Annotated in this window: 19 protein-coding genes and 1 pseudogene; 4 read left to right on the top strand and 16 right to left on the bottom strand. The window is 37.5% G+C overall.

The annotated features are described in order from the left end of the window. Nucleotides 1-11: 11 nt before the first annotated feature. The 4 genes from GILLI_RS12855 to GILLI_RS12840 all read right to left on the bottom strand — a co-directional run bounded on the left by GILLI_RS12855 (nucleotide 12) and on the right by GILLI_RS12840 (nucleotide 3,649). Nucleotides 12-488 carry a hypothetical protein gene (locus GILLI_RS12855; RefSeq protein ID WP_006989550.1) on the bottom strand — a complete coding sequence of 159 codons (477 nt, stop codon included), beginning with the start codon at nucleotides 486-488 and terminating at the stop codon, nucleotides 12-14. 180 nt (nucleotides 489-668) lie between these two features. After that, entirely contained in the window at nucleotides 669-1,814 is a 1,146-nt protein-coding gene (locus GILLI_RS12850; RefSeq protein ID WP_156798674.1) for a tetratricopeptide repeat protein, read from the bottom strand. Next, complete coding sequence (locus GILLI_RS12845; protein ID WP_006989548.1) at nucleotides 1,807-3,285, bottom strand: M56 family metallopeptidase; 1,479 nt, start codon at nucleotides 3,283-3,285, stop codon at nucleotides 1,807-1,809. The genes GILLI_RS12850 and GILLI_RS12845 overlap by 8 nt, the downstream gene beginning before the upstream one ends. A 1-nt stretch (nucleotide 3,286) precedes the next feature. Further along, nucleotides 3,287-3,649: a BlaI/MecI/CopY family transcriptional regulator gene (locus GILLI_RS12840; protein WP_006989547.1), complete on the bottom strand. Its 363-nt coding sequence runs from the start codon at nucleotides 3,647-3,649 to the stop codon at nucleotides 3,287-3,289. A 440-nt stretch (nucleotides 3,650-4,089) separates the two neighbouring features. Between GILLI_RS12840 and GILLI_RS12835 the strand changes: the two genes are divergently transcribed. The 4 genes from GILLI_RS12835 (at nucleotide 4,090) to GILLI_RS12820 (ending at nucleotide 8,509) form a co-directional block, all read left to right on the top strand. After that, nucleotides 4,090-4,269 carry a hypothetical protein gene (locus GILLI_RS12835; RefSeq protein ID WP_006989546.1) on the top strand — a complete coding sequence of 60 codons (180 nt, stop codon included), beginning with the start codon at nucleotides 4,090-4,092 and terminating at the stop codon, nucleotides 4,267-4,269. Further along, complete coding sequence (locus tag GILLI_RS12830; protein ID WP_006989545.1) at nucleotides 4,270-4,767, top strand: DUF456 domain-containing protein; 498 nt, start codon at nucleotides 4,270-4,272, stop codon at nucleotides 4,765-4,767. A 373-nt stretch (nucleotides 4,768-5,140) separates the two neighbouring features. Further along, the gene (locus tag GILLI_RS12825; RefSeq protein ID WP_245545633.1) at nucleotides 5,141-6,058 is read left to right on the top strand and encodes a glycoside hydrolase family 130 protein; all 918 of its coding nucleotides are present in this window, start codon (nucleotides 5,141-5,143) and stop codon (nucleotides 6,056-6,058) included. Between the two features lie 114 nt (nucleotides 6,059-6,172). After that, on the top strand, nucleotides 6,173-8,509 hold the full coding sequence (locus GILLI_RS12820) for a glycosyltransferase (RefSeq protein ID WP_006989544.1): 2,337 nt from the start codon (nucleotides 6,173-6,175) through the stop codon (nucleotides 8,507-8,509). Nucleotides 8,510-8,744: 235 nt separating this feature from the next. Here the strand turns inward: GILLI_RS12820 and ppsA are convergent, their stop codons facing one another. The 12 genes and pseudogenes from ppsA to GILLI_RS12760 all read right to left on the bottom strand — a co-directional run bounded on the left by ppsA (nucleotide 8,745) and on the right by GILLI_RS12760 (nucleotide 21,115). After that, nucleotides 8,745-11,120 (bottom strand): phosphoenolpyruvate synthase, encoded by a 2,376-nt coding sequence (gene ppsA, locus GILLI_RS12815; RefSeq protein WP_006989543.1) that lies wholly within the window; start codon nucleotides 11,118-11,120, stop codon nucleotides 8,745-8,747. Nucleotides 11,121-11,136: 16 nt separating this feature from the next. Continuing rightward, on the bottom strand, nucleotides 11,137-11,523 hold the full coding sequence (locus GILLI_RS12810; RefSeq protein WP_006989542.1) for a hypothetical protein: 387 nt from the start codon (nucleotides 11,521-11,523) through the stop codon (nucleotides 11,137-11,139). Nucleotides 11,524-11,768: 245 nt separating this feature from the next. After that, nucleotides 11,769-12,386 (bottom strand): alpha/beta hydrolase, encoded by a 618-nt coding sequence (locus GILLI_RS12805; protein ID WP_006989541.1) that lies wholly within the window; start codon nucleotides 12,384-12,386, stop codon nucleotides 11,769-11,771. A gap of 69 nt (nucleotides 12,387-12,455) precedes the next feature. Next, complete coding sequence (locus GILLI_RS12800; protein WP_006989540.1) at nucleotides 12,456-13,394, bottom strand: ring-cleaving dioxygenase; 939 nt, start codon at nucleotides 13,392-13,394, stop codon at nucleotides 12,456-12,458. Between the two features lie 12 nt (nucleotides 13,395-13,406). Next, a pseudogene (locus tag GILLI_RS12795) lies at nucleotides 13,407-13,867 on the bottom strand (YceI family protein). 541 nt (nucleotides 13,868-14,408) lie between these two features. Next, complete coding sequence (locus GILLI_RS12790; RefSeq protein ID WP_245545632.1) at nucleotides 14,409-14,852, bottom strand: Crp/Fnr family transcriptional regulator; 444 nt, start codon at nucleotides 14,850-14,852, stop codon at nucleotides 14,409-14,411. A 67-nt stretch (nucleotides 14,853-14,919) separates the two neighbouring features. After that, the gene (locus GILLI_RS12785; protein ID WP_006989536.1) at nucleotides 14,920-15,546 is read right to left on the bottom strand and encodes a hypothetical protein; all 627 of its coding nucleotides are present in this window, start codon (nucleotides 15,544-15,546) and stop codon (nucleotides 14,920-14,922) included. Between the two features lie 230 nt (nucleotides 15,547-15,776). Beyond that, a complete protein-coding gene (locus GILLI_RS12780; protein ID WP_006989535.1) occupies nucleotides 15,777-16,793 on the bottom strand; it encodes a glycosyltransferase family 4 protein in 1,017 nt (338 codons plus the stop codon). Nucleotides 16,794-16,832: 39 nt separating this feature from the next. Next, entirely contained in the window at nucleotides 16,833-17,939 is a 1,107-nt protein-coding gene (locus GILLI_RS12775; RefSeq protein ID WP_006989534.1) for a DUF6920 family protein, read from the bottom strand. Between the two features lie 327 nt (nucleotides 17,940-18,266). Continuing rightward, nucleotides 18,267-18,848, bottom strand: a complete 582-nt coding sequence (locus GILLI_RS12770) for an outer membrane beta-barrel protein (RefSeq protein ID WP_006989533.1) — start codon at nucleotides 18,846-18,848, stop codon at nucleotides 18,267-18,269. A gap of 108 nt (nucleotides 18,849-18,956) precedes the next feature. After that, on the bottom strand, nucleotides 18,957-19,814 hold the full coding sequence (locus GILLI_RS12765) for a universal stress protein (RefSeq protein WP_006989532.1): 858 nt from the start codon (nucleotides 19,812-19,814) through the stop codon (nucleotides 18,957-18,959). A gap of 98 nt (nucleotides 19,815-19,912) precedes the next feature. Further along, the gene (locus GILLI_RS12760) at nucleotides 19,913-21,115 is read right to left on the bottom strand and encodes a GAF domain-containing sensor histidine kinase (RefSeq protein ID WP_006989531.1); all 1,203 of its coding nucleotides are present in this window, start codon (nucleotides 21,113-21,115) and stop codon (nucleotides 19,913-19,915) included. Nucleotides 21,116-21,303 lie beyond the last annotated feature (188 nt).

The raw sequence follows: 21,303 nt of genomic DNA, 5'->3' as shown, positions 1-21,303 counted from the left end.
GATTTTAAATGTTACTCCGCCTTTATAACGATAGGCATTTTAAACACGCTGTTTACGGGAATTCCGCGTTTACTGGCGGGATAGATCTTTGGAAGGGAATCGATGCTTTGCTTAAGCCACAATTTTAATTCCGGGATTTGGTTGGTGACCAGTGTATCCACTTCTATCGAAGAAATTACAGGTTTTCCGGTTTTAGAAATTTCAAGATGCACATAGATCGTATCATCAATAACTTCTGTAACAATGGGTTCCTGACGGGCGAGATATGCGTAAACAGAATTAGCTACCGTGGTTTCAAAGCAATCGCGTGCCTTGTTGAGTTCTGTTATATTCTTACAATTCTCAAAAGCCGGATATTCATCCACCTCTTTCCAATTGAGGGTGCTGCTTTCAAGCTCCAGCACTTCTTCCGAAGTGATCTTCTTGGTCTCGAAATTATTGCAGCCGGCCAGAACAGAAAAAAGGATCAGGAGTAAAGTTTTTTTCATGTAAGAAATTTGAGAAAATCATTGAAACCCAAAAATAGTGAAATTGAGAGGATTTTTCAGGTTAGAATTTTCCAATTTCCTAACTAGCGCCTAATTGCCTGGAGATATTGTTTCCCGGCATTTTGATGTAATTTCAACCATAGCTCTTATTTTCTGTTACAATGAAAACCTATACCGCTTCTATTCTTCTAATAAATGTTGCTCTTTTCTCAAATCCTTCAACCTGATTTTTGCCAGGTAGATCAAATCTCCATTTCCTTTAGCTTCAAATTTATTGAGATATGCCACATAATAATTGATCCTGGTCTCTAGGTCCTTGAAATAATTGTCCGCAGCGATAGCGCGTTCATATAAAGCACGCTCATTTTCAGGGTTTTCCTCAAGTGCACTGTTAAAATATTCGAGCGCTTTTTTATGATCCTGCTGAAGTTTATAGGTTAGGCCAAGACTCAAAAATTCTGCATCTACAGGTTGTTTTTTGATAAGAACTGCCATTAAGAGATGAATTTCAGATTTTTCCAGATCTCCGGTAATGGCATACAACTTCCCCAGATTGTAATGGGTATCTGAATTTCTGTCTTCAAATTCCAGGGCAGTGTTATATTGTTCAATCGCCTTCTCGTACATTCCTTCATTGTAATATGCAAAACCCAGCCTGGAATGCACAAACTCATTTCCCTGCCCCAGTTCCAGTATTTTTTCAAATTCCGGGATTGCTTTTTCGTATAATTTTTGATTGTAATAGCTTTGGGCCAGGATAGAAAGCAACGAAACATTCCCCGGGTTGGCATTAAGGCCCATCAAACTGTAATTGATAGCCATCCCATATTCCCGGTGTTGTAATTCATCTTTGGCAAGTTTGAATAAGGCATCCTGGTGCAATGGTTCCAGCTGAATGGTATTTTTAAAATAAATACCCGCCGTGCTATCCTGTTGCTTTTCTTTGATCAATCCCAGCTGATATTGAAAACCGGCATTTTCAGGATATCTTTCTGTAAGATTTCTGAAAATACTATCTGCTTTTTCCAGTTTTTGTTGAATTATTAAAAGTTTTCCCAATTCCAATGCACTTAAGATCCTTTCGGGATTTTGCTGCAACACAAGCTTGAAATATTTTTCTGCTTCATTGAAATCCCCCCGTGCCTTATAACCTCTGGCCAGTTTGAGATTTACTGTTTCAGAAGCTGAAGAAATATTTTTCAACACTCCTATAGCTTCAGAATAATTTCCCACGGCATATAAACTATCTGAAACAGCTAAAGCCGAAGTTTGAGCTTCGGCTTTAACAATTGCAAACAAGAATACTATGACAAATAACTTATTCACCTACCTGAAATACTATTGGCAATGAATACATAACTCCAACTTCTTCTCCTCTTTGTTTTCCGGGTTCCATTGCAGGAAGGCTATTAATCACCCTTTCTGCTTCTACTTCCAGGGAAGGGTGCGGCGCACGGGATCTTACATCGGTTATATTTCCATTCTTATCGATCTTAAATTGAACAATTACCCTATTTTTTCCGCTTAAATTTAGCTCTTTTCCTAAGCCTGTATTAAAATTCTTGTTCACGTGTTCTGTAATTTTTTCAGACATGCATTTTTTCTTTTCCTCATTGGAGCCAAGGTTTTCACAACCCGGATACACCGGCACCTCCTCGATCACTGCAAAAGGAACATCAGGGCCTAATTCGTTTTTGTTTTCACCAGGAACTTGTTCATATATTGTAGTAATACCTGAATCATCAGTTCCTTTGCTGCGTATATATTCTTGTATAGCTTCATCTGCGGCTAACTTTATTTCAATTATTTTCCTCTTCTCTTCCTCTGATATTTCCTCACTTTCTTCTAGGGTAATTTTAAGCTTATTAAGTTGTTCTAATAAAGATTCTTCTCCCGCCATTGGTTGAGGATCATCCTGCGTGCAGGAAACTACTGTAAGCATCACCAGCATTAGCGGCAATATTACGAGATACTTGAATTTTGCGATTGTTCTAGATTTTGATTTTTGTAACATAACGATTCGTTTTTTGATTAATGAATGATTGAAAAATTGATTGATAAATGAAATGTTTTGGGTATTAAAGGCACTGTTGAGCAATTGCTCATAATAATTCAGCTTCCCCGTATTTTTCACTACAGCTTCATCTGCAATGAATTCGTGAACTGTAGCGATTTTATTTTGATAGATGTAAATGAGCGGATTAAACCAGAAAATAATCCTAAGCACTTCAAAAAACACCAAATCCAGGCTGTGCTTCTGTTTTACGTGCACCAGCTCGTGGGAAAGGATCTGTTGTTTTTCGACTTCAGAAAGTTTATCGCCCAAAAACACCGTTTTATAAAAAGTACATGCGATGGTAGAATTGGGAACTTCAATGATGCGCAGATCTTTTTCCGAAGAAATCGGTTTAAAGCTGAATAATCGGTTTAAATTCTGGTACTTTCTAAGCAGCAGGAACAGGCTTCCAATTGCTCCAACTCCATAAGCAATAAACCACCAGTTGATAAAGTTGCTTTCCCGGCTGATCTCCACAGCAGGTAAATACTGAATTTCCTGGGGTGTATTTCCTATAAATACCTCCGGCAGCCAAACATTGGTTATAGCAGCGATGGATTCTGCAGGTACAAGCGTGGAAAAGACTTCTATCTTGATCAATGGCAGCAAAAAAGCAAATATTGAAGTAGATAATAAATACCACCTGTTATAGGTGAAAAACGTCTCTTTCTTCAGAAAGCCTTCATACACCAGTAGAAACAGGAGTTGAAATAGTATTACTTGTAGGATATAAACTAACATATCAGGAATCTTTTTTATTGATCTCTTTTAGAATTGCTTCCAGTTCTTTGGTATCCAGATCGTTTTTCTTCACAAAAAAGGAAACCATACTTTTAAAAGAACCGTTAAAATAATTATCCATAAGCTTATTCATGCTTTGATTGCTGTAGGTTTCTTTGTCAACCAAAGGGAAATAAACATATCCCTTTCCCTTTTTTTGATGCGCTACAAATTCCTTGTTCTCCAAAATCCGAACAATGGTAGATACGGTATTATAGGCGGGTTTAGGCTCCGGTATCTCATCTATTATGGTTGCAACATTGGCCTTTTTGAGGTGCCATAGGATCTGCATGATCTCCTCTTCTGCTTTGGTTAATTGTTTCATTTGCTTAAATTATTGTTTTAACGAACCTATACAATATCCTCTGGAATTCTTCTATATTAGAAAGTTTTTCAGGTATGTTCATATTTTAATTTTCATCTATCAAAAAAAGCTTTACTATTACACGGAATACCTCATTAAAAAGCGAGGTAACTAATTTTGATATTGCTAATCTAAACTAAATAATTAGTTAAACCTAATCTTTTAGTTTAAAAATTTATTTTAGCAAACTTCAGAAATCAATGATGCCCCAAAATTTTGTATTTTTGGGTATACTAATGTTGTATTTAGTATGGCGTAAACAACTAAATAATTGTAGCCGTTCTTTTATAATACTTAAGAAGACCCCACCCAAAACTTTGTCAAATTTATAGGGGAAAAGCAATTGAGAAGATTTTAATTTAAGGGTTAAGCGATAAAAAATAGTTATAATCGATACTAAAATGGATAAAGAACAATTAAGAAAGGAGTTTAATGATTTTCTGGATTCTGCTTCCGATGACACAGTAAATGATTTTCTGAAATTTTTAAAAGACAGAAAAGCTCAAAAATCCGGGAATAAGGATACTCTTAAAAATGGTTTAAGTGAAGAAGACCTGTCCTTTAAAGACCGTTCCAACTAGATGGATATTATTCTTGTTTCCCTTGCTGCATTTCTCATGGTTTTAGGAATTCTTGGAAGCTTTCTACCTGTTTTACCGGGAGTTCCAATTAGTTGGGTAGGTTTGCTGGTCTTGTACCTCTCCCCTTCTGTGCCAATGAATTATTGGTTTTTAGGGATTACCCTATTTATTGCAGTTTTAATTTATGCGCTCAATCTCATCATTCCGGCTATGGGAACCAAACGTTATGGCGGAAGTAGATATGGCATGATAGGAGCCACGCTTGGGCTCGTTGTTGGTCTTTTTTCACCAATTCCATTCGGAGTTATTATTGGTCCGTTTGTAGGGGCATTTATTGGTGAGCTTATTAATAAAAGCAATCGAAAATCGGCATTAAAAGCAGCCTATGGGTCTTTTATTGGTTTCCTGGCTTCAAGTTTTATGGAACTTGTTGTGGCATTTTCATTCTTCCTGCTCTTTCTATGGAAAGTCTGGGAATTCAAAGAAGTTCTCTTTTAAAATTCACCATAAATAATTCTATAGAACACTATTTTCTTTTAAGCTATTTTTCAGGTTTATGGGTATTTTTTTACTGCCTGTCTATTGAAATAGCTCCCTTAATACATTCAGTTTATCAACCACAAATTCGATTATGGTTTCGCTGAAAGATATCTTCCCATAGTGTACTATCAATTTTCAAATTCAAAGTTTTTGAAGTTCACTTCTCAATTTAAGCCAACTTCAGTTGCTATTTTATGCAAATTGTAAGCATTGATGTTTTTGGATTTCATCTTTCTTTCAATCCTATATCAAATTTCTGTAACATGATAAATATCATAGGATTAGATCCTTTTTTAAATCAAATTGAAAAGGAAAATTTTCAATAAAAGCAATGTATCCACTTGTAAAAAAACACGGAATAATTCTTAGTAAGACGGAGAATTTTTTTAATAACGCAGGAGTGTCCAATCCCGCTGCTATAAGGGAAGGCAAATTTGTGCATCTTTTTTACAGGGCTGTTAGCGAGGGAAATTTTTCCACCCCAGGTTACTGCAAATTAAAGGGTCCAAGAGAGGTAATCGAGCGGTGTACAGAGCCGGTATTTTCCCCGGGTAATAACAATGAATCCCATGGAACCGAAGACCCTCGTATAACAAAAATAGAAAGCACCTATTATTTGACCTATTCGGCTTATGACGGGGTAAATGTTTCCAGTGCCTATGCTATCTCCAAGAACCTGAAAAAATTTGAAAGGCATGGCATTATCACCCCCAGATTCAGTTATGATGCATACAGTCTTCTTATACGTATGAATTTAGGGGATATAAGCGATAAACATTTGATGTTCTACAATCTATTTGAAAAATATAAGCTTTCAAGGCTGCTTAACACAGAACTATATGGGTGGGATAAAAACCTTGTTTTTTTCCCGCGAAAGATCCACGGAAAATTTGCCTTTTCACATCGCTTGTACCCTTCTATTCAAATTGCTTATTATGAAGACCCTAAAGAATTAACTGAAGAATACTGGAGCAATTATATTTCCAGCTCAAAAGAGCATATCGTTCTTAACCCCTCATTTCATTATGAACGTAGTCATATTGGGGCCGGATGTCCCCCAATTGAAACCGATGATGGTTGGTTATTGATTTATCACGCGGCACAGGCAACAAAAACAGGGGTAATTTACCACGCGGCTGCCGCCTTATTAGATGATAATCCGTGCAAAGTATTGGCGCATCTAGAAAAACCCAAAATTGAACCCCGAGGAAAAAAAAGGCGTAGTGAACAATGTCGTATTTCCAACTGAAAGACTTTTGTAAGATGAAGAATTTTACATCTATTATGGTGCAGCCGACCTCCGGGTTGCATTAGCCTCGATGAATATAAAAACCCTGCTAAATGAACTTAAAGATGATATGTGATGAACGGCAAAATCAAAAATTCCAAAATATTATTTATGTCCAGTTTTCCACCAACGGAGTGCGGAATTGCGACTTTTACCACCGATATTATAAAAGCTATATCCCGAAAATTCAGTGAGAGCTTTACTTGTATTAAATGCGATCTAAAAAAAGAAGGGCAACCAGGTTCCTTTGCAGAATATGTCCTGAATTCTACTGTGCGTGAGGAGTACTCAAAAATCGCTCAGGAATTAAATCTGGACAACGCTATAAAATTGATCCATATTCAACATGAATTTGGATTGTTTGGTGGCTCCTATGGAGATTATTTATTTGATTTTCTGAATGTCATCAACAAACCGGTAGTATTCACATTCCATACAGTTTTGTCCAATCCCAATGATGAACTGAAAGCGGTAGTGAAGAGTTTAGCTTCTCACGCCATGACTATTACAGTAATGACACATAGATCTGCAGAGATCCTTCAGGAAGAATATGATATAGATCCCAAATTGATAGAATATATCCCACATGGTACCCACCTGGTCAAATGGGCCGAAGGCGAAAAATTAAAAGAAAAATATGGGTTTTCCGGGAAAATATTGCTTTCCACCTTTGGGCTTCTTAGCTCCGGAAAAAGTATTGAAACCGCATTATATGCGCTTCCGGAAATGATTGAAAAATTTCCGGAGGTATTTTATCTTATCATTGGAAAAACTCATCCAAACAATATCCAAAATGACAGGGATACATACAGGGAATACCTTGAAGCGCTTGTAAAGGCTCTCGGGATTTCAAAATATGTAATATTTATTGATCGCTATGTAGAACTGCAAGAATTGCTGGAACTTTTACAAGCTACCGATATTTATTTATTCACATCAAAAGATCCCAATCAGGCCGTTAGCGGCACCTTTGCCTATGCAATGAGCTGTGCCTGCCCAATAATTGCCACTTCTATTCCCCACACCCGGGAAATACTCACTAAAGATCTGGGGTATATAATAAATATTGGTGATTCCAAACAATTGGCAAAAGCAGGGATAAAATTGCTTTCAAATAAAAAGCTCAGGGAAAGAATGAGTTTAAATACTTTTCAAAATACCAGTGCGTCCTCCTGGGAAAATATCGCTACACGGCATGTAAAACTTTATCATAAACTCCTAAAAATCAAAGACCAGATCATATATGATTATCCGCCAATAAATTTAAGCCACTTTAATAAGCTTACTACAGAAAGAGGAATGATACAGTTTTCAAAAATCTGTATTCCGGATATAAGTTCAGGGTATACCTTAGATGACAATGCCCGGGCCCTAATTGCCCTGTGCATGCATTTTGAATCCTTTAAGGAAACCAGGATCCTTAAAAACATAAAAACTTATGTGAATTTTATTGAACGTTGTCAGACTCCTCAAGGCACTTTTGTGAATTATATAGATGAATATGATAAAGTTCACATCAAAAATGATTACGTCAATTTAGAAGACTCCAATGCCCGGGCTGTTTGGGCTTTAGGAACCGTGATCTTCCTACAAAACATCCTGCCTGAAGAAATAACAAATAAAGCCTTACTATGCATGCTGAAATGTGATCCCTGGATCGCTGGGGTATTATCCCCCAGGGCTATTGGTTTCACAATAAAGGGGCTTTATAAGTATCTGCAGGTGAAAAAGGAAAGCTATATTTCACGGCATATTGAAAACCTTGCGGCAAACCTCATTACACGGTATGATATCAACCAGGAAAAGGAATGGCAATGGTTTGAAGAGAACTTAACCTATGCCAACAGTATACTTCCGGAATCTCTGCTTTATGCCTATTTAGTAACCGGAAATGAAGCCTATAAAAAAACCTCTTTAGAATCTTTTGATTTCTTGCTCTCCAAAATGTTCGTGAATGGAGATTTTAGGGTGATATCAAACAGGGGCTGGTATCAAAAGGGTACTCAACCTAATCGTTACGGAGAACAGCCTATTGATGTTTTTTGTATTATAAACAGTCTGGATATTTTCTATAAAACCTTTAAAAATGAGGCCTATAAAGATTTGATGAAAAGGGCTTTCAACTGGTTCCTGGGCGAAAATCACCTATCGCAAATCGTATACAATCCATTAACAGGAGGATGCAGGGATGGAGTTGAAGAAAAAAACGTAAATATTAATCAGGGAGCAGAATCTACAGTTTGTTATTTGATGGCGAGGATCCTAATGGAAGGCCTGGATAAGCCTGTTCGTATTCCTGATTTAAGTAAAAAAATCAACGAAAAAAGAAAAAACTCCCGGATTAACAGAAGTCTTAAAGGCAAAGTCAGGGATAAAAAAACCGGTTTGCCAGGATCAGGGTTTTCAGTCTAAAAGTTTCACCTGGAAAGAATACAAATGATTAAAAAAAAATACGGAATTTCGATGAATTCCTTCCTGTAGCTGCAAACTAACTAATCCCATTTTAATGATTGGGATACGTATTTTTTCACAGAAGCAGAAGCGGTAGATAAGATAAAGGAAATTTGAATTTAAGCTGAGAATAACCTCTTTAGCTGCCAGAATATGAGTCGTGAAATCCAGATCGATCTGTTTTTAAGTGGTATCGTTATTTTTTAAGAGCTTCTGCCTTATTGATATTATCAATTCCCTTCAATAATGCATCCGGGTTAAAGGAAATGCTGCTGATTCCTTCCTTTACCAGAAAAGATGCAAACTCGGGAAAATCGCTGGGTGCCTGTCCACATAAACCTATTTTTAACCCGGCTTCATTCGCTTTTTGAATAGCCTGAGCGATCATTTTTTTTGCTGCAGGATCATTTTCATCAAAATGAGAAGCCATCAATTCCGAATCCCTATCTATGCCCAGGGTAAGCTGGGTAAGATCGTTGGAACCAATTGAAAAGCCATCAAAGATCTTTGCAAATTCCTCCGCCAGAATAACATTGCTGGGGATTTCTACCATCATATAGACTTCAAGCCCGTTTTCGCCCTGTACAAGTTTATTCTTTGCCATGATTTCAATGACCTTTTTCCCTTCCTCTAAAGTTCTACAAAAAGGGATCATCACTTTCACATTTATCAGCCCCATTTCTTCTCTTACTTTGCTGATAGCTTTGCATTCCAAGGCGAAGCCTTCCCGGTATAAATCGCTGTAATATCTTGCGGCACCACGAAAACCCAACATGGGATTTTCCTCTTTTGGCTCAAACTGCTTCCCACCAATAAGGTTTGCATATTCATTAGACTTAAAATCGCTCATCCTCACAATCACCTCTTTTGGATAAAAAGCAGCTGCCATTACAGCTATTCCCTGAGATAACTGATCTATAAAATAATCCTCTTTTTTGGAATAATTCTGTGTAAGTTCTTCAATGGATTTTTTTACTCCCGGATCTTTTATTTCCTCAAATTTAGCCAGCGCCATTGGGTGAATTTTGATCATATGGGTAATGATAAATTCCATTCGAAGCAGTCCAATCCCATTATTTGGATAGAAGGAAAGCTGAAAAGCTCTTTCAGGATCGGAGAGGATGAACTTAGCTTCGGTTTTGGGAAGTTTTATGCTGCTAAAATCAATTTCTTTTTCTTCAAATTTGAGAGCTCCCTTATAAACCGATCCGGTATTTCCGTCGGCACAGGAAACCGTGATAAGCTCTCCATCTTTAATTTTTTGAGTAGCAAGATTTGTTCCTACTACTGCCGGCACTCCAAGTTCCCGGGCTACTATAGCCGCATGACTTGTTCTCCCCCCCCGATTAGTGATCACAGCGCCTGCTATTTTTAATAAAGGATCCCAATCCGGACTGGTGGTATCTGTAATTAAAAAATCTCCTTTTTGCAATTTATGCGAATCTTTGGTAGAATGTAAAATTCTGGCAGGACCTACCGCTATTTTTGATCCTATGGCGTTCCCGCTCAAAAGAAGCTCCCCTTTTTCTTTTAGTTTAAATTCAATATAAATATTTTTATCTTTTGAATGATGAACGGTTTCGGGCCGTGCCTGTGTGATAAAAAGCTCATTGGTAATGCCATCTTTTGCCCATTCAATATCCATCGCCTTTTCATAATGGTTCTCAATAACCAAAGCCCATTTCGCCAGGGTAATTACCTCCTCATCTAAAAGTACGAACCGGGTTTGCTTTGAGATTTCGGTAGCTATATTTGTTGTGGAAACATGGCCGTTAGACTCCGCATAGACCATGGTCTTTTCCTTACTGCCCAGTTTTTTTTGCACGATGGCATTTTTATCCTGCTGAAGGGTGGGTTTAAAAACATAAAACTCGTCAGGATTCACAGTTCCCTGAACGATGTTTTCTCCCAATCCATAAACCCCGGAAAGCTGAATGATATCTTTAAAACCCGATTCCGGTTCAATGGTAAATCCAACTCCCGAGCAGGCTTTGTCTGATCGCACCATTTTTTGAACTCCAACCGAAAGTGCGATATCGTGATGTTTAAATCCCTTATCCTCCCGATATTTTATTGCCCTGTCCGTATATAATGAAGAAAAGCACTCTTTCACCGATCGTAACAAAGCCTCATTTCCCATTATATTCAGATAGGTATCATGTTGCCCGGCAAAACTCGCATCGGGAAGATCTTCAGCAGTAGCGCTACTGCGCACGGCTACTTCTATCTCATGATCATCCCCTAAATCACGATATGCCTCTATAATTTCCTGCTGAAAAATTTCAGAAAGATCTGCTTCTAAAATTAGCTTTCTTGCTTTTGGACCTATTTCCTGGAGGTTTGAAAAATCTTCCCTATTCAATTCTTTCAGAAGATCTTCCAGGGTTTTTTCAATTTCATTTTCCCTTAAAAACAGCCAAAAAGCTTCCGCAGTTGTTGCAAATCCATCGGGAACCATCACTCCTTCCGAAGATAACTCATTGTACATTTCCCCTAAAGACGCATTTTTTCCTCCTACCTGGGGAATATCTGCAATGCTAATATCTTTGAACTTTTTAATAAGGACTCCCATTTTTAATAATTTAAAATTAATATAATACCAATTGATACCCCATATTCAACAGAAAAATACCTAGTAGAAATAGGAGTACATATATAACCTGAACCAATTTTACATTTATGACCTCAAGGCGTTTTCTCGAGGGATTTGGGAAAATGAACAGTGCCAGGCCAAAGAAAAGGGAGGCCCAGCCTAATGCGGTAATAAGAAATCTCCAATCTGGCTCCCAAATATTATGTAAGAGGATATTAACCAATCCTAAAATAATAGCAAGAAAGGCGGTGATTATAGAAAATTTTTGATCGCTAAAATCAATAAATATTTGTTTGATCCTGATAGGGTTAAAACTTAGAACGAAGAAAAAGATAAGCAGATACCAACCCCAGAATTGTGCTAAGAAAATAGAAACATCCATTTTAAAAGGTTTTTAAACTTCCTCATAAAGTTAACTGCTTACAGGCATTTTAAATATGACAGAAATCATATCAGCAATATCAAGGTAAAACTTCGGCAGTATAGATTGAGGATCCTTGGAAGAAAGAAATTAATAGATCAATAATCCCGGAGCATCACCGAAATCCTCCAGGGCGATTTGTGTATCTTCAAAACGGCTGTCTCCATTCTCATCGCTATAAATGCGTGTGATATGGAACGTACTGGTTATTTAAATACGAGTTTATTCGCAATTTCGATTTCGTCCTGTGAAATGCTATGCGGTTTATTGTCATATACTTTTACGGTTACTTCTGCCTTGAGCTTTTCCATTATTTCAGCGGTCTTGTTCACCCTTTCTACCGGTACGTGGGCATCCGGATTTCCGGTGCCAATAAAAACAGGAGTTCCTGCAAAATCTCCTTTATAATTTTCAGTATCTATTTTATCGCCAATGAGTCCACCAGTAAAAAGAAATACCCCTCCAAACCTGGATGCATTTCGGGTAACAAATTCTGCTGTAAGGCAGGCTCCCTGAGAGAATCCGCCAAAATAAATATTTTCTGATGCTTTTCCTTTACTTTTTATTTCTTCCAGTAAATTCCTCAAAATCTCTAATGCTGAAGAAAGCCAGGGTTCATTTTGAGCAGGTGGGGCCAAAAAAGAATACGGATACCAGGAATTATTAGTGGCTTGTGGGGCAAAAACCGAAAAGTCATCTAAGGGAAAGTGATCTGCCAAAGAAAGTATGTCCTGTGCGTTACCGCCGCGCCCGTGTAAAAGCACCAATACTTTTTTGGCTTCTGAAATGTCTTTTCCCGCGGTTATAATATTTTTTGTATGCATTGTTTTCTTTTTTAATTGACAGTAAAAAGAGCTCAGGGAATTTTTTCCCTGAACTCCAATTCTCAATGTTTACTGCTTCAGTTCCGGCAATAATTTTTCAATTTGTTTTCTCGCCCCTTTATAACGATCGGGCAACTGCAGACTACTTCCCAGTTCTTCCAAGGTTTCATCTGTGGCAAAACCAGGATTATCTGTAGCAACCTCAAATAATACTCCTCCCGGCTCCCGGAAATAAAGGGAAAAGAAATAATCCCGATCAATTTTCTCTGTGATCTGCAATCCTTTTTGCATTACTTTTTCCCGGAATGCCATAAGGGTCTCTTCATCTTTCACCCTGAAGGCTACGTGATGATTGGTTCCACCTGCATTTTGTCCTCTTTCGGCTTTTGGGTCTTCAAGAATATCTACCACAGCTGCATTTTCAATAGCACTGGTCCTGAAACGGTATAGGTTATTCTCTGTTCCTTCCATTTCATATCCAAAAATTTCGGTGAGTATTTCAGCGGTGGCTTTGTGATCGTTTAAGGTGAGCGTAACATTGTGAAAACCTTTTAGGCCTACTTTAGACTTTACTTCATTTGTTTCCCAGGGTTTGCGCTCATCCTTGTTCCCTGAAACTATCAACTCCAGGTTTAAACCATCCGGATCCTGAAAATCGAGAAAATCTTCTCCAAACTTCTTTGAAATTTTACCATGAGGAATATTGAATTTCTTAAAACGCGCTCTCCAAAATTCCAGACTTCCCTCCGGAACAGAATACCCAATTCCTGTGGCCATTCCGGCACCGTTTTTACCTTGTTTCACCCGGGGCCATGGAAAGAATGTAAGGATACTTCCCGGTGTTCCCATTCCGTCTCCAAAATAAAAATGATAGGTTTGGGGATCATCAAAATTCACGGTTTTCTTTACCATTCGCAATCCTAACACTTTTGTGTAGAAATCATAATTTCTTTGGGCATCTCCCGCAATAGCGGTAATATGATGCAATCCTAATATCCTGTTTTCCATGGCATTTGGTTTTTATGCTTGTTTAATGAACTGTACTTCAGCGCCCAATTTTATTTGATCTCCCACTACGACGCTTCCTGCTTCTGTCACCGCGCTCCATACCAATCCAAATTCTTTCCGACTTATTTTTCCATTTGCGGTAAGTCCTGCTTTGGTTTGACCGTAAGGATCTACTACTACGCCTCCAAAATCAACATCAAGACTAATAGGTTTGTGGTGTCTTTTATCGTTAGTTTCCCTTCTATCGTTCCGGCAGCAACATCGAATTTTTCAGAGGTAAACTCAATTTCGGAAAATTTTTCAACATTAAAGAAATCTTCAGATTTTAAATGCGTATCCCTGTCTTCATTATTGGTATTCACAGACTTAACGTCGGCTTTAAATTTCAGGTTTTTCACCTTGGTAAATTCTTCTGTTTCCGTTTCTACGCTTCCTTGAAAAACCTTGAAATTCCCAGTTGCTGTAGAGATCATTAAATGTTTTACTTTAAAAGTAACTTCACTGTGTGTTGGGTCTATTACCCATTTTGTGTTTGCCATAATTAGTGTTTCTTTTTCAGTTTTGCCCGGTAAAAGAGTAAAGATCGCTTCGCTGCAAGAATAAAGAAAAAAGACTAAATACAACCTACTGAATATCAATGTTCTTTAAGTAAGGTTTTTAAATAATGAAACTAAATGTTCATTTTTTCTAAAGCAAGGTTTGAAAAAGGAAAAACATCCAAATTGCCCTTCATCATTCATATTCCATCAAGTCAGAAAAACTTTATCGGACAACAGTGTTTCTTTTTCATTAATATGACAAAATTAATGGCAAACAGTAATAATAAAAATGACCTATGACACTAAATTCATGTGATCTATGTCACACTATTAAGGTTTAGTGATAATTTGACTTCGGATGCGGCTAAGCGTTTCGCGGGTGATACCAAGATACGAAGCGATCATATGTTGAGGCACGCGCTGCAGAATATCTGGAAATTCCCGCAGAAGCTTTTTGTATTTTCTCTCGGCAGTTTCAGTAAAAGAACCCATTAGCCTGCAAGATTGTTTTGGATAAGCACCCTGAACTACCGTTCAAAAGCCGGAACTTTTGCAACAATAGATCCCAGAAAGGCTTGGTTATCAAAAGAAGTTTAGAATCTTCAAGCGCCTCAATATTAAAGGTGGTAGTTTCGTTGGTGAGAAAGCTGTAAAGATCTGCTGTCCACCATCCGCTTAAAGCAAAGTGCAGGATGGATTCATTTCCCTTGTCATCTGTCTTGAAAGAACGCAGGAGCCCTTTTTCAACAAAAACAGTGTATTTACAAATTTCCCCAACCCCGATTAAAATTCTTTTCTTTTTTAGCTTTTTCGGAATGAAAAGTGTCCGGGCATATTCAAATTCCTCTTCGGAAATATCTATGATTTCTGTATTTTTTTTATGCAGCAGTTCAAACATTAATGAAAGTGTATTCCACAAAGTTAATTATTTTGTTCCTCATACTGCAACTAAGAAACCAATACAGCCTGGCAAAAGTTTTTGAGGACTATTTATCCATTTGAACAATAAGAATTCCCAGGGCAGAATTTAAACCCATTACCGGAGTTATGATTTTAATACCATCTTCCTTCACAACTGTATGCTGCTCGGTTAAGCCGTAATCAATTTTTTGAGCATATTCCGCACCTTCAAATTTTTTATCTGAAGACAGGGTTATGATATTGGTTTTAGGATCTATAAGCTGTACCAAATCGGCACCGGATTCCTTCACAAATGCATTCAAAAGCTGATTTAGGTTCTCGGTATTGTTTCGCAGCAGTTCACTTCTCACAGACCAGGAAAATATTTTCGAGGAAGATTCCAGGTTCTTAATTTGTAAACTGTCTTTCTCTGATTCATATTTTGTTATTAGCGCTGATCTTTCATTTTCGGATTTGATGACCAGCTCTGTTTTTTCCTTTTCATATTGCTTTTCGTTCGTATTCATTTTTACAGAATACCATATTAATACAGTAATTAGTATCAATGCCAACAGCACCGCAATGATATTCTTTTTAACGAAATCAAGAAACTTATTGGTAGAATTGTCTTCTTTTACAACTTCTTCGTTTGGTTTTTCGTTGTGGTTGTTTTGGTCATTATTTTCGTCCGGTTCATTATTTTTAGTGTCCATTTTAAACTCTTCTTTTGGTTAGTAATTGTTTTTATGAATATTATAAAGTTCATTAATATGGCAAATAGAAAACAAGTCCTGGGATAATTGTTTCTTTTATCAATTATCAAAAATTGCGACATTTAAAAATAGGAGGAGTGTTTGGTTTTATTTTATGTACCTGGTTGAACACCTACTCTAAGATAGCGGATTTTTGTTAAATATGAAAGTTGTTTCCCTTGCAGGATTCTCTATTTTTTCGCTTTCAAAACTTTTCTGTAAACTTCCAGATAACCTTCGATCATTTTTTGTCGGCTAAATTTTTCCGAAGCATATTCCCTGCAAAATTTCCTATCGATAAACTTGATCTTATTTATAGATTCAACGGCTTCAGGAATGGAATTCACTAAAAAACCGGTTTTCCCATCAAGGATAAGTTCCGGCATGGATCCTTTATTGAAAGCGATAACAGGGGTTCCGCAGAGCATGGACTCTACCACACTTAATCCGAAAGGTTCTTCAAAACCAATGGGGTGTAAAAGGGCAACGGCTTCCCCCAATAATTTATCCCGTTCCACCGGTCCAGAATTACCAACATATACCACATCCTTCTCATTAAGGTACGGTTCTATTTTATTCTCAAAATATCCCTGATCCTGGATCAGGCCTGAAATAATAAGCTTTCTACCGGATTGTTTTGCGATTTGAATGGATTCATAAGTGCCTTTATCGGGATGAATCCTCCCAAAATAAAGCAGGTAGTCTTTTGGTTGTGCCTGAAATGTGAACTCACCGGTATTGATGCCATTGTAAACCGTAGCGACATAATCCAGTTCCAGACTGCGATTTGAATCGCTTATAGAAACGTAGTTGCCTATAGGATTGTACTTTTTATAAACCGGAAGGATCTTTTGTGAAGAAAATCCATGAATAGTAGTAACCATAGGAGTTTTTATTAAACCCGAATAGGTAAGCGGGAGGAAATCAAAATTGTTATGGATCAAATCGAATTTGGATGACTGTTCCATCAAATGACTTATATGCAGGCATTCCTCCACTTTTGGATCTAGTTCGCTATCCTCAGAATAGCCCCGTGGGCATACATATTCCAGTTTGCCTTTTGTTATGGAATCTCTTGTTGCAAACAAAGTAACATCATGACCACTTTCAATTAAGCCCTCGGCAATATTTGAAGCAACCTGTTCCCATGGTCCATATTTTCGGGGAGGAGTCCGCCAGGAAATGGGAGATACTACTGCTATTTTCATGAGTGTTTTATTTATTACAGCTTCAAATAAACTTCGTGATCATTCTTCAAATATCCTTGGATTATTATAGTCCAGGGTAGTTATTTCAAGCTTTAACCAGGTAAAACCGCCTTCCGGAAATTTCCAGGTAACATAACATACCGCAGGAACTGTGATACCTTCAAACTCCTTGTAAGAGACTGCCTCTATAAACCATTTTTCCTTTTTCGCATCTTGTCCTCCCCCGTAAAATCTTTCAGCTTCAAAGGATTTTAATTCCCCGTTTTCATCAAATGTGAACAATCCTGAAACCACTTTATTACCTACTGAGAAAGTGGCTTTTGCAGAAGTGGCATCAACTTCTTCCCAAACTATATATTGGTTTAGGCCAGCAGATGGGAACCAACACAATTCCCCCAAAAACCGAAGCATAGTTCCCGAATTCACTTTTTCATTATTCCCTTCATTTACAACATTAAAGAGTGAGAGCAGTTTTATTTGCATCTCCCCTTCCCCATTTTTAAATTTATCCCGGCCTGCAAGATGAATTCCCGGAAAAAGCTTTACCTCCACCCGCCAGTTAAAAGCCGGATCTTTTACGTCAAAATATTGTTCGGCATAAAACGGCATCCAGTTACCGTCTTGTTTACTCTTCATTTCACCTTTTTGCTTTAAGCGTACCGAAAGAATTTCCGGTTTTCCAACTACCCCGGAATTTATCATCCATTTTTGAACGATCTCAGGTAAGTGCACAAGGTCTTCTTCGCTAATCTTTTTAGAAGTTTTCCCGGGTATATTTGAAATCAGCTGTTTTTGCTCTTTTTGAACCATCTTTTCAAAATAGTATTCCCCAAAGGCGGGAATACTCACTAAAAGTATAACGACATTGAGGATGGTAGCAAATTTTGCATCCTGCCAGAAATTAATGATAAGCGTTTGTGAAAGGAGCACCGCAGCGATGCCAAAAAATGGCCACCAGGAACGGATGAAGATCATAAGTACAAAGACTGCTAAAAACAGGATTGCACATAGCAACCAGAGGATCCCCAAAGACTTTGGAATAGCGCGCGAAAGCGCTGCAACTTCGGCCAGGTGAAAAGCTTTTACAAAACCAATACTATGGATAATTCCATGTAAAAATAGCAGGATCAAAAATGCTGTTTTCATCTGTTTATATTATTTTTTACCGGACATATAATCACTCCCTTATTTGAGAAAATCTTTCTAATGGATGTTTCATTGCGGATTTTCTCAGTTTTAAACCAATCCCCATTAGTGAATTTGGTAAATCACAGCTAAAGGATCCCCGCTCATAATTAGCATTTTTTAATACTGATAAAACTTAATAGGACGTCTGATATTCCTAAAAAGAATAAAAGATTTACCACCAAAATTCTCAGGGTTTTTCCATCAGGATCATTTCTGAATTTTTAGTTCATCTATAGATTGCAAAACCCATTTTTTTAAATATTCTTAGCCATACCGGAAAACATTTTAGAATGTTTTAGCAAGTCCAACCCCGAAGGAAATATAATTTAGATCGGCATTTGTGCTGGTAGTTCCAATCTCAAATTCTCCGGGAAGCGACCTGTATCGTATCGAAGGCCGCAAATTAAAGCCCGCGGGCAAATCTATTGACACTCCGCCATCCAGCTGCCATCCAAAATTATGACCTGTATTGTTAATTCTATTTCCAGAATTATCTTTTGCTTCCAGGTGGTTGTAAATTGCTCCTGCTCTAAGCAAATAAGAGAGTGAAGAGATCCCGGTTGCATGAATAAACTGAAGGCCAAAGCTGTATCCGGTTTCTTCAAAATTTACGTTTATTTCCCCCAGGGCATCATTTGCCCTGAAATCATTCCAGCCCCATCCCGCATATGCTCCAAGGCTTTCCAAAAAATTATAGGCCATGGTAATTTCAAATCCAAAACCGGTTTTAACATCGCTTCCTGCGATCTCATCTGCTGGAAAATTGAGTCCCGGTCGAAATTCTGCGGTCCATTGGTTTTGAGCAACAGAAATATTGCAAGCCATTAAAATAAATACCCCTAAAAGAATAGATTTAGTTTTGTCCATTGGTAAAGCCTGTTTTTTTGAACTATTAAATTATGGATCAGGCAACCCATAAACTATGACAAAAATCAGTATAACAGGGGTTTAATTACAAGACACAAGTGATTATGATTATGATCCTAATCCTTTTTCCGGAATAGGATGAAGGATTAAAACCGGGATCTTGATTTTATTAATAACCGAGGATATATTGGACGCGTAAAAAATTCCATCCAGGAATTTCTCTTTTTCTGCATGCAACAGGAGTAGATCTGGTTTTTGGATTTGTACCATGGAAGAGACGGCTGCGACAAAATGAACCCCTGTTATTGTTTGAAAAGTAAAATTAAGATCACTAAAAGTCTTGTTCAATTTTTCACTTTGATCCTTCCATAGTAGCTCGTCAAAATCATCCTTTTTCAGTTGGAGGAATTCTACAAAAATTTGAGATCCCGAAATTATTTTTCTTAATGGCTCTATTTCCGAAGGATCTAATACCTGATCATAATCCATACTTATAAGGATTTTTTCCAGGCCTTTGTATAAATACTCCTTTGGGACTACCAAAACAGGAGCGGGCACTTTACGGATCACCCGGAGGCTATGACTCCCAAATATCACTTCTTTAGCTCCATGAGAGCCATTACTGCCCATCACGATAAGATCTATTTTTTCAAGCGCTATCACTTTCTTGATCGCATCTGTAAATCCATTGTAATCGGCAATGGTTTTGAAGGTGTAATCTTCTCCGGAATATTTCTTTTCCAGATCTTTTACAAGTTCATCAAGTTTATTCCTGTTTTTAAGAATAAGGGAATCATACAGGGAATCATTTGCGTCCGACTGTAATAGATCACCACTTATATATTCTGATGTTTCCAGAATACTAAGCAAATAAAAGGCGCAACTTTTTCCCTTAAAGAGGGCTAAGGAATAATTTAAGGCGCTGACTGCTTTATCGGAAAAATCAGTAGGCACAAGGATCTTCATATCACTATTTTTAAAATACAAGTATAAAGTTAGCCAACAAGCTCAATAAAAATTATGATATGTATCAGAGTTCTCTATTTTCAGATTTGAAAATTTCTTTAATACTGAGGAATGACCATCTTCAATCTTCCTCCGGAGTTCTCCACAGCGGAAATATTAAAATCACCGCCCATTTCCTCCACCATACTTTTTACCAGTTTTAGCCCAAGGCCAAAACCTATTTCTCCTGAAGTTCCCATAGAAGAGATCCCCTTTCCGTCAAGGATATTCCTTATTTTTTCAGCAGAAAAACCACTTCCCGAATCTTCTACCTGAATTTCCAGGGTTTCAATCTCTTCAGAAATTCCTATGGATAAGCCTAAAATCACGTTGCCGCCAGATGGGGTGAATTTAATAGCATTGGAGATAAGATTCCCAATAATTTGCAACAGGCTATCCAGGTAAACCGACTTTTCCTGATCGTTCTCTGAAATGTCCACTTTAATAACAATGTTTTTATAGGTTGCCTGCGGCTGATAAAGATGGATAATTTTATCACCAAGCTCTTTTATACTGACCTTCCTGACACCCGGGTTTTTTTTGGGATTTTTAGAATTCAAAATATCTTTGGTAAGATCCAACAATTGGGTGCTGCTTTTCCCTATCATTTTGAAATAAGATCTCATCTCTATTTTTGCGAGTTCATCATCCAGAGCGATCTCTGAGAGACCCAGGATACCTGTAAGTGGGCCGCGAATGTCATGCGCGAGCTTATTTTTTATTTTTAAGCCCTCCAAAACCTCCCGGCGTAGTGTTTTTAATTGCTTTTTTAATTCCAGATGCTCCACAATTTCCAGCGCGATGAGTTTTAGTTGTTGAATTTTTTCCGGAGTCATTTCTTTTTCATCCTTATCCAGAACACACAGCGCCCCTATTTTCTCACCGGATTCCATAGTTAATGGAATCCCATAATAATATTTCAAATTGAAATCGCTGCCATTTCCGGCAACAAAAAACTTATCCTTAAAACGAGGATCCTTATCCAGCCTGGCAATTTCTAAATGATCTTCCTCCCGAATGGTATAATTGCAAACCGACTCTTCCCGCGGAATTTGTTGTACGCCCATTCCAAAATGAGAAACGGTCCATTGCGTATAACTATCGATTAAATTTACCAGTGAGATATCGGTGTCGGCGATACTGGCGGCCAGTCGGTTTAAATTTTGAAATTCGTCCTGTAAGTTTTCATAGTCAAGGTCTAATTGCAATAAACTCTTTACGCGGTTATATTCAGAATTGTCCAAAGTTTCAGTAGGGGTCATAATTTGGGGATTACGTATAATATTATAAATACTAACAAAGGTATTGGAAATAAGGAGAAAACAATATATAATATTTCATAATCCCTTTATTTTTCAGGTGCTTAATATGTTGACTAATAAGCTTTAACGAGCTTTAATAAAAAGTCATCTTAAATCTAAAATGGTGCACTTTTTAAAATAATTTTCCA

It is taken from the genome of Gillisia limnaea DSM 15749 (assembly GCF_000243235.1).
In the GTDB taxonomy this organism is placed as follows: Bacteria; Bacteroidota; Bacteroidia; order Flavobacteriales; family Flavobacteriaceae; genus Gillisia; species Gillisia limnaea.
The sequence above is the reverse complement of the archived record's forward strand: the minus strand, read 5'-3'. Positions and strand labels throughout refer to the sequence as shown.

Coding starts and splice junctions, on each gene's coding strand:
- GILLI_RS12785 (WP_006989536.1), bottom strand. CDS start 15,546: ATGGACACTAAAAATAATGAACCGGACGAAAATAATGACCAAAACAAC.
- GILLI_RS12760 (WP_006989531.1), bottom strand. CDS start 21,115: ATGACCCCTACTGAAACTTTGGACAATTCTGAATATAACCGCGTAAAG.
- GILLI_RS12835 (WP_006989546.1), top strand. CDS start 4,090: ATGGATAAAGAACAATTAAGAAAGGAGTTTAATGATTTTCTGGATTCT.
- GILLI_RS12765 (WP_006989532.1), bottom strand. CDS start 19,814: ATGAAGATCCTTGTGCCTACTGATTTTTCCGATAAAGCAGTCAGCGCC.
- GILLI_RS12840 (WP_006989547.1), bottom strand. CDS start 3,649: ATGAAACAATTAACCAAAGCAGAAGAGGAGATCATGCAGATCCTATGG.
- GILLI_RS12775 (WP_006989534.1), bottom strand. CDS start 17,939: ATGAAAACAGCATTTTTGATCCTGCTATTTTTACATGGAATTATCCAT.
- GILLI_RS12855 (WP_006989550.1), bottom strand. CDS start 488: ATGAAAAAAACTTTACTCCTGATCCTTTTTTCTGTTCTGGCCGGCTGC.
- GILLI_RS12800 (WP_006989540.1), bottom strand. CDS start 13,394: ATGGAAAACAGGATATTAGGATTGCATCATATTACCGCTATTGCGGGA.
- GILLI_RS12810 (WP_006989542.1), bottom strand. CDS start 11,523: ATGGATGTTTCTATTTTCTTAGCACAATTCTGGGGTTGGTATCTGCTT.
- GILLI_RS12770 (WP_006989533.1), bottom strand. CDS start 18,848: ATGGACAAAACTAAATCTATTCTTTTAGGGGTATTTATTTTAATGGCT.
- GILLI_RS12830 (WP_006989545.1), top strand. CDS start 4,270: ATGGATATTATTCTTGTTTCCCTTGCTGCATTTCTCATGGTTTTAGGA.
- GILLI_RS12845 (WP_006989548.1), bottom strand. CDS start 3,285: ATGTTAGTTTATATCCTACAAGTAATACTATTTCAACTCCTGTTTCTA.
- GILLI_RS12820 (WP_006989544.1), top strand. CDS start 6,173: ATGAACGGCAAAATCAAAAATTCCAAAATATTATTTATGTCCAGTTTT.
- ppsA (WP_006989543.1), bottom strand. CDS start 11,120: ATGGGAGTCCTTATTAAAAAGTTCAAAGATATTAGCATTGCAGATATT.
- GILLI_RS12780 (WP_006989535.1), bottom strand. CDS start 16,793: ATGAAAATAGCAGTAGTATCTCCCATTTCCTGGCGGACTCCTCCCCGA.
- GILLI_RS12805 (WP_006989541.1), bottom strand. CDS start 12,386: ATGCATACAAAAAATATTATAACCGCGGGAAAAGACATTTCAGAAGCC.
- GILLI_RS12825 (WP_245545633.1), top strand. CDS start 5,141: ATGTATCCACTTGTAAAAAAACACGGAATAATTCTTAGTAAGACGGAG.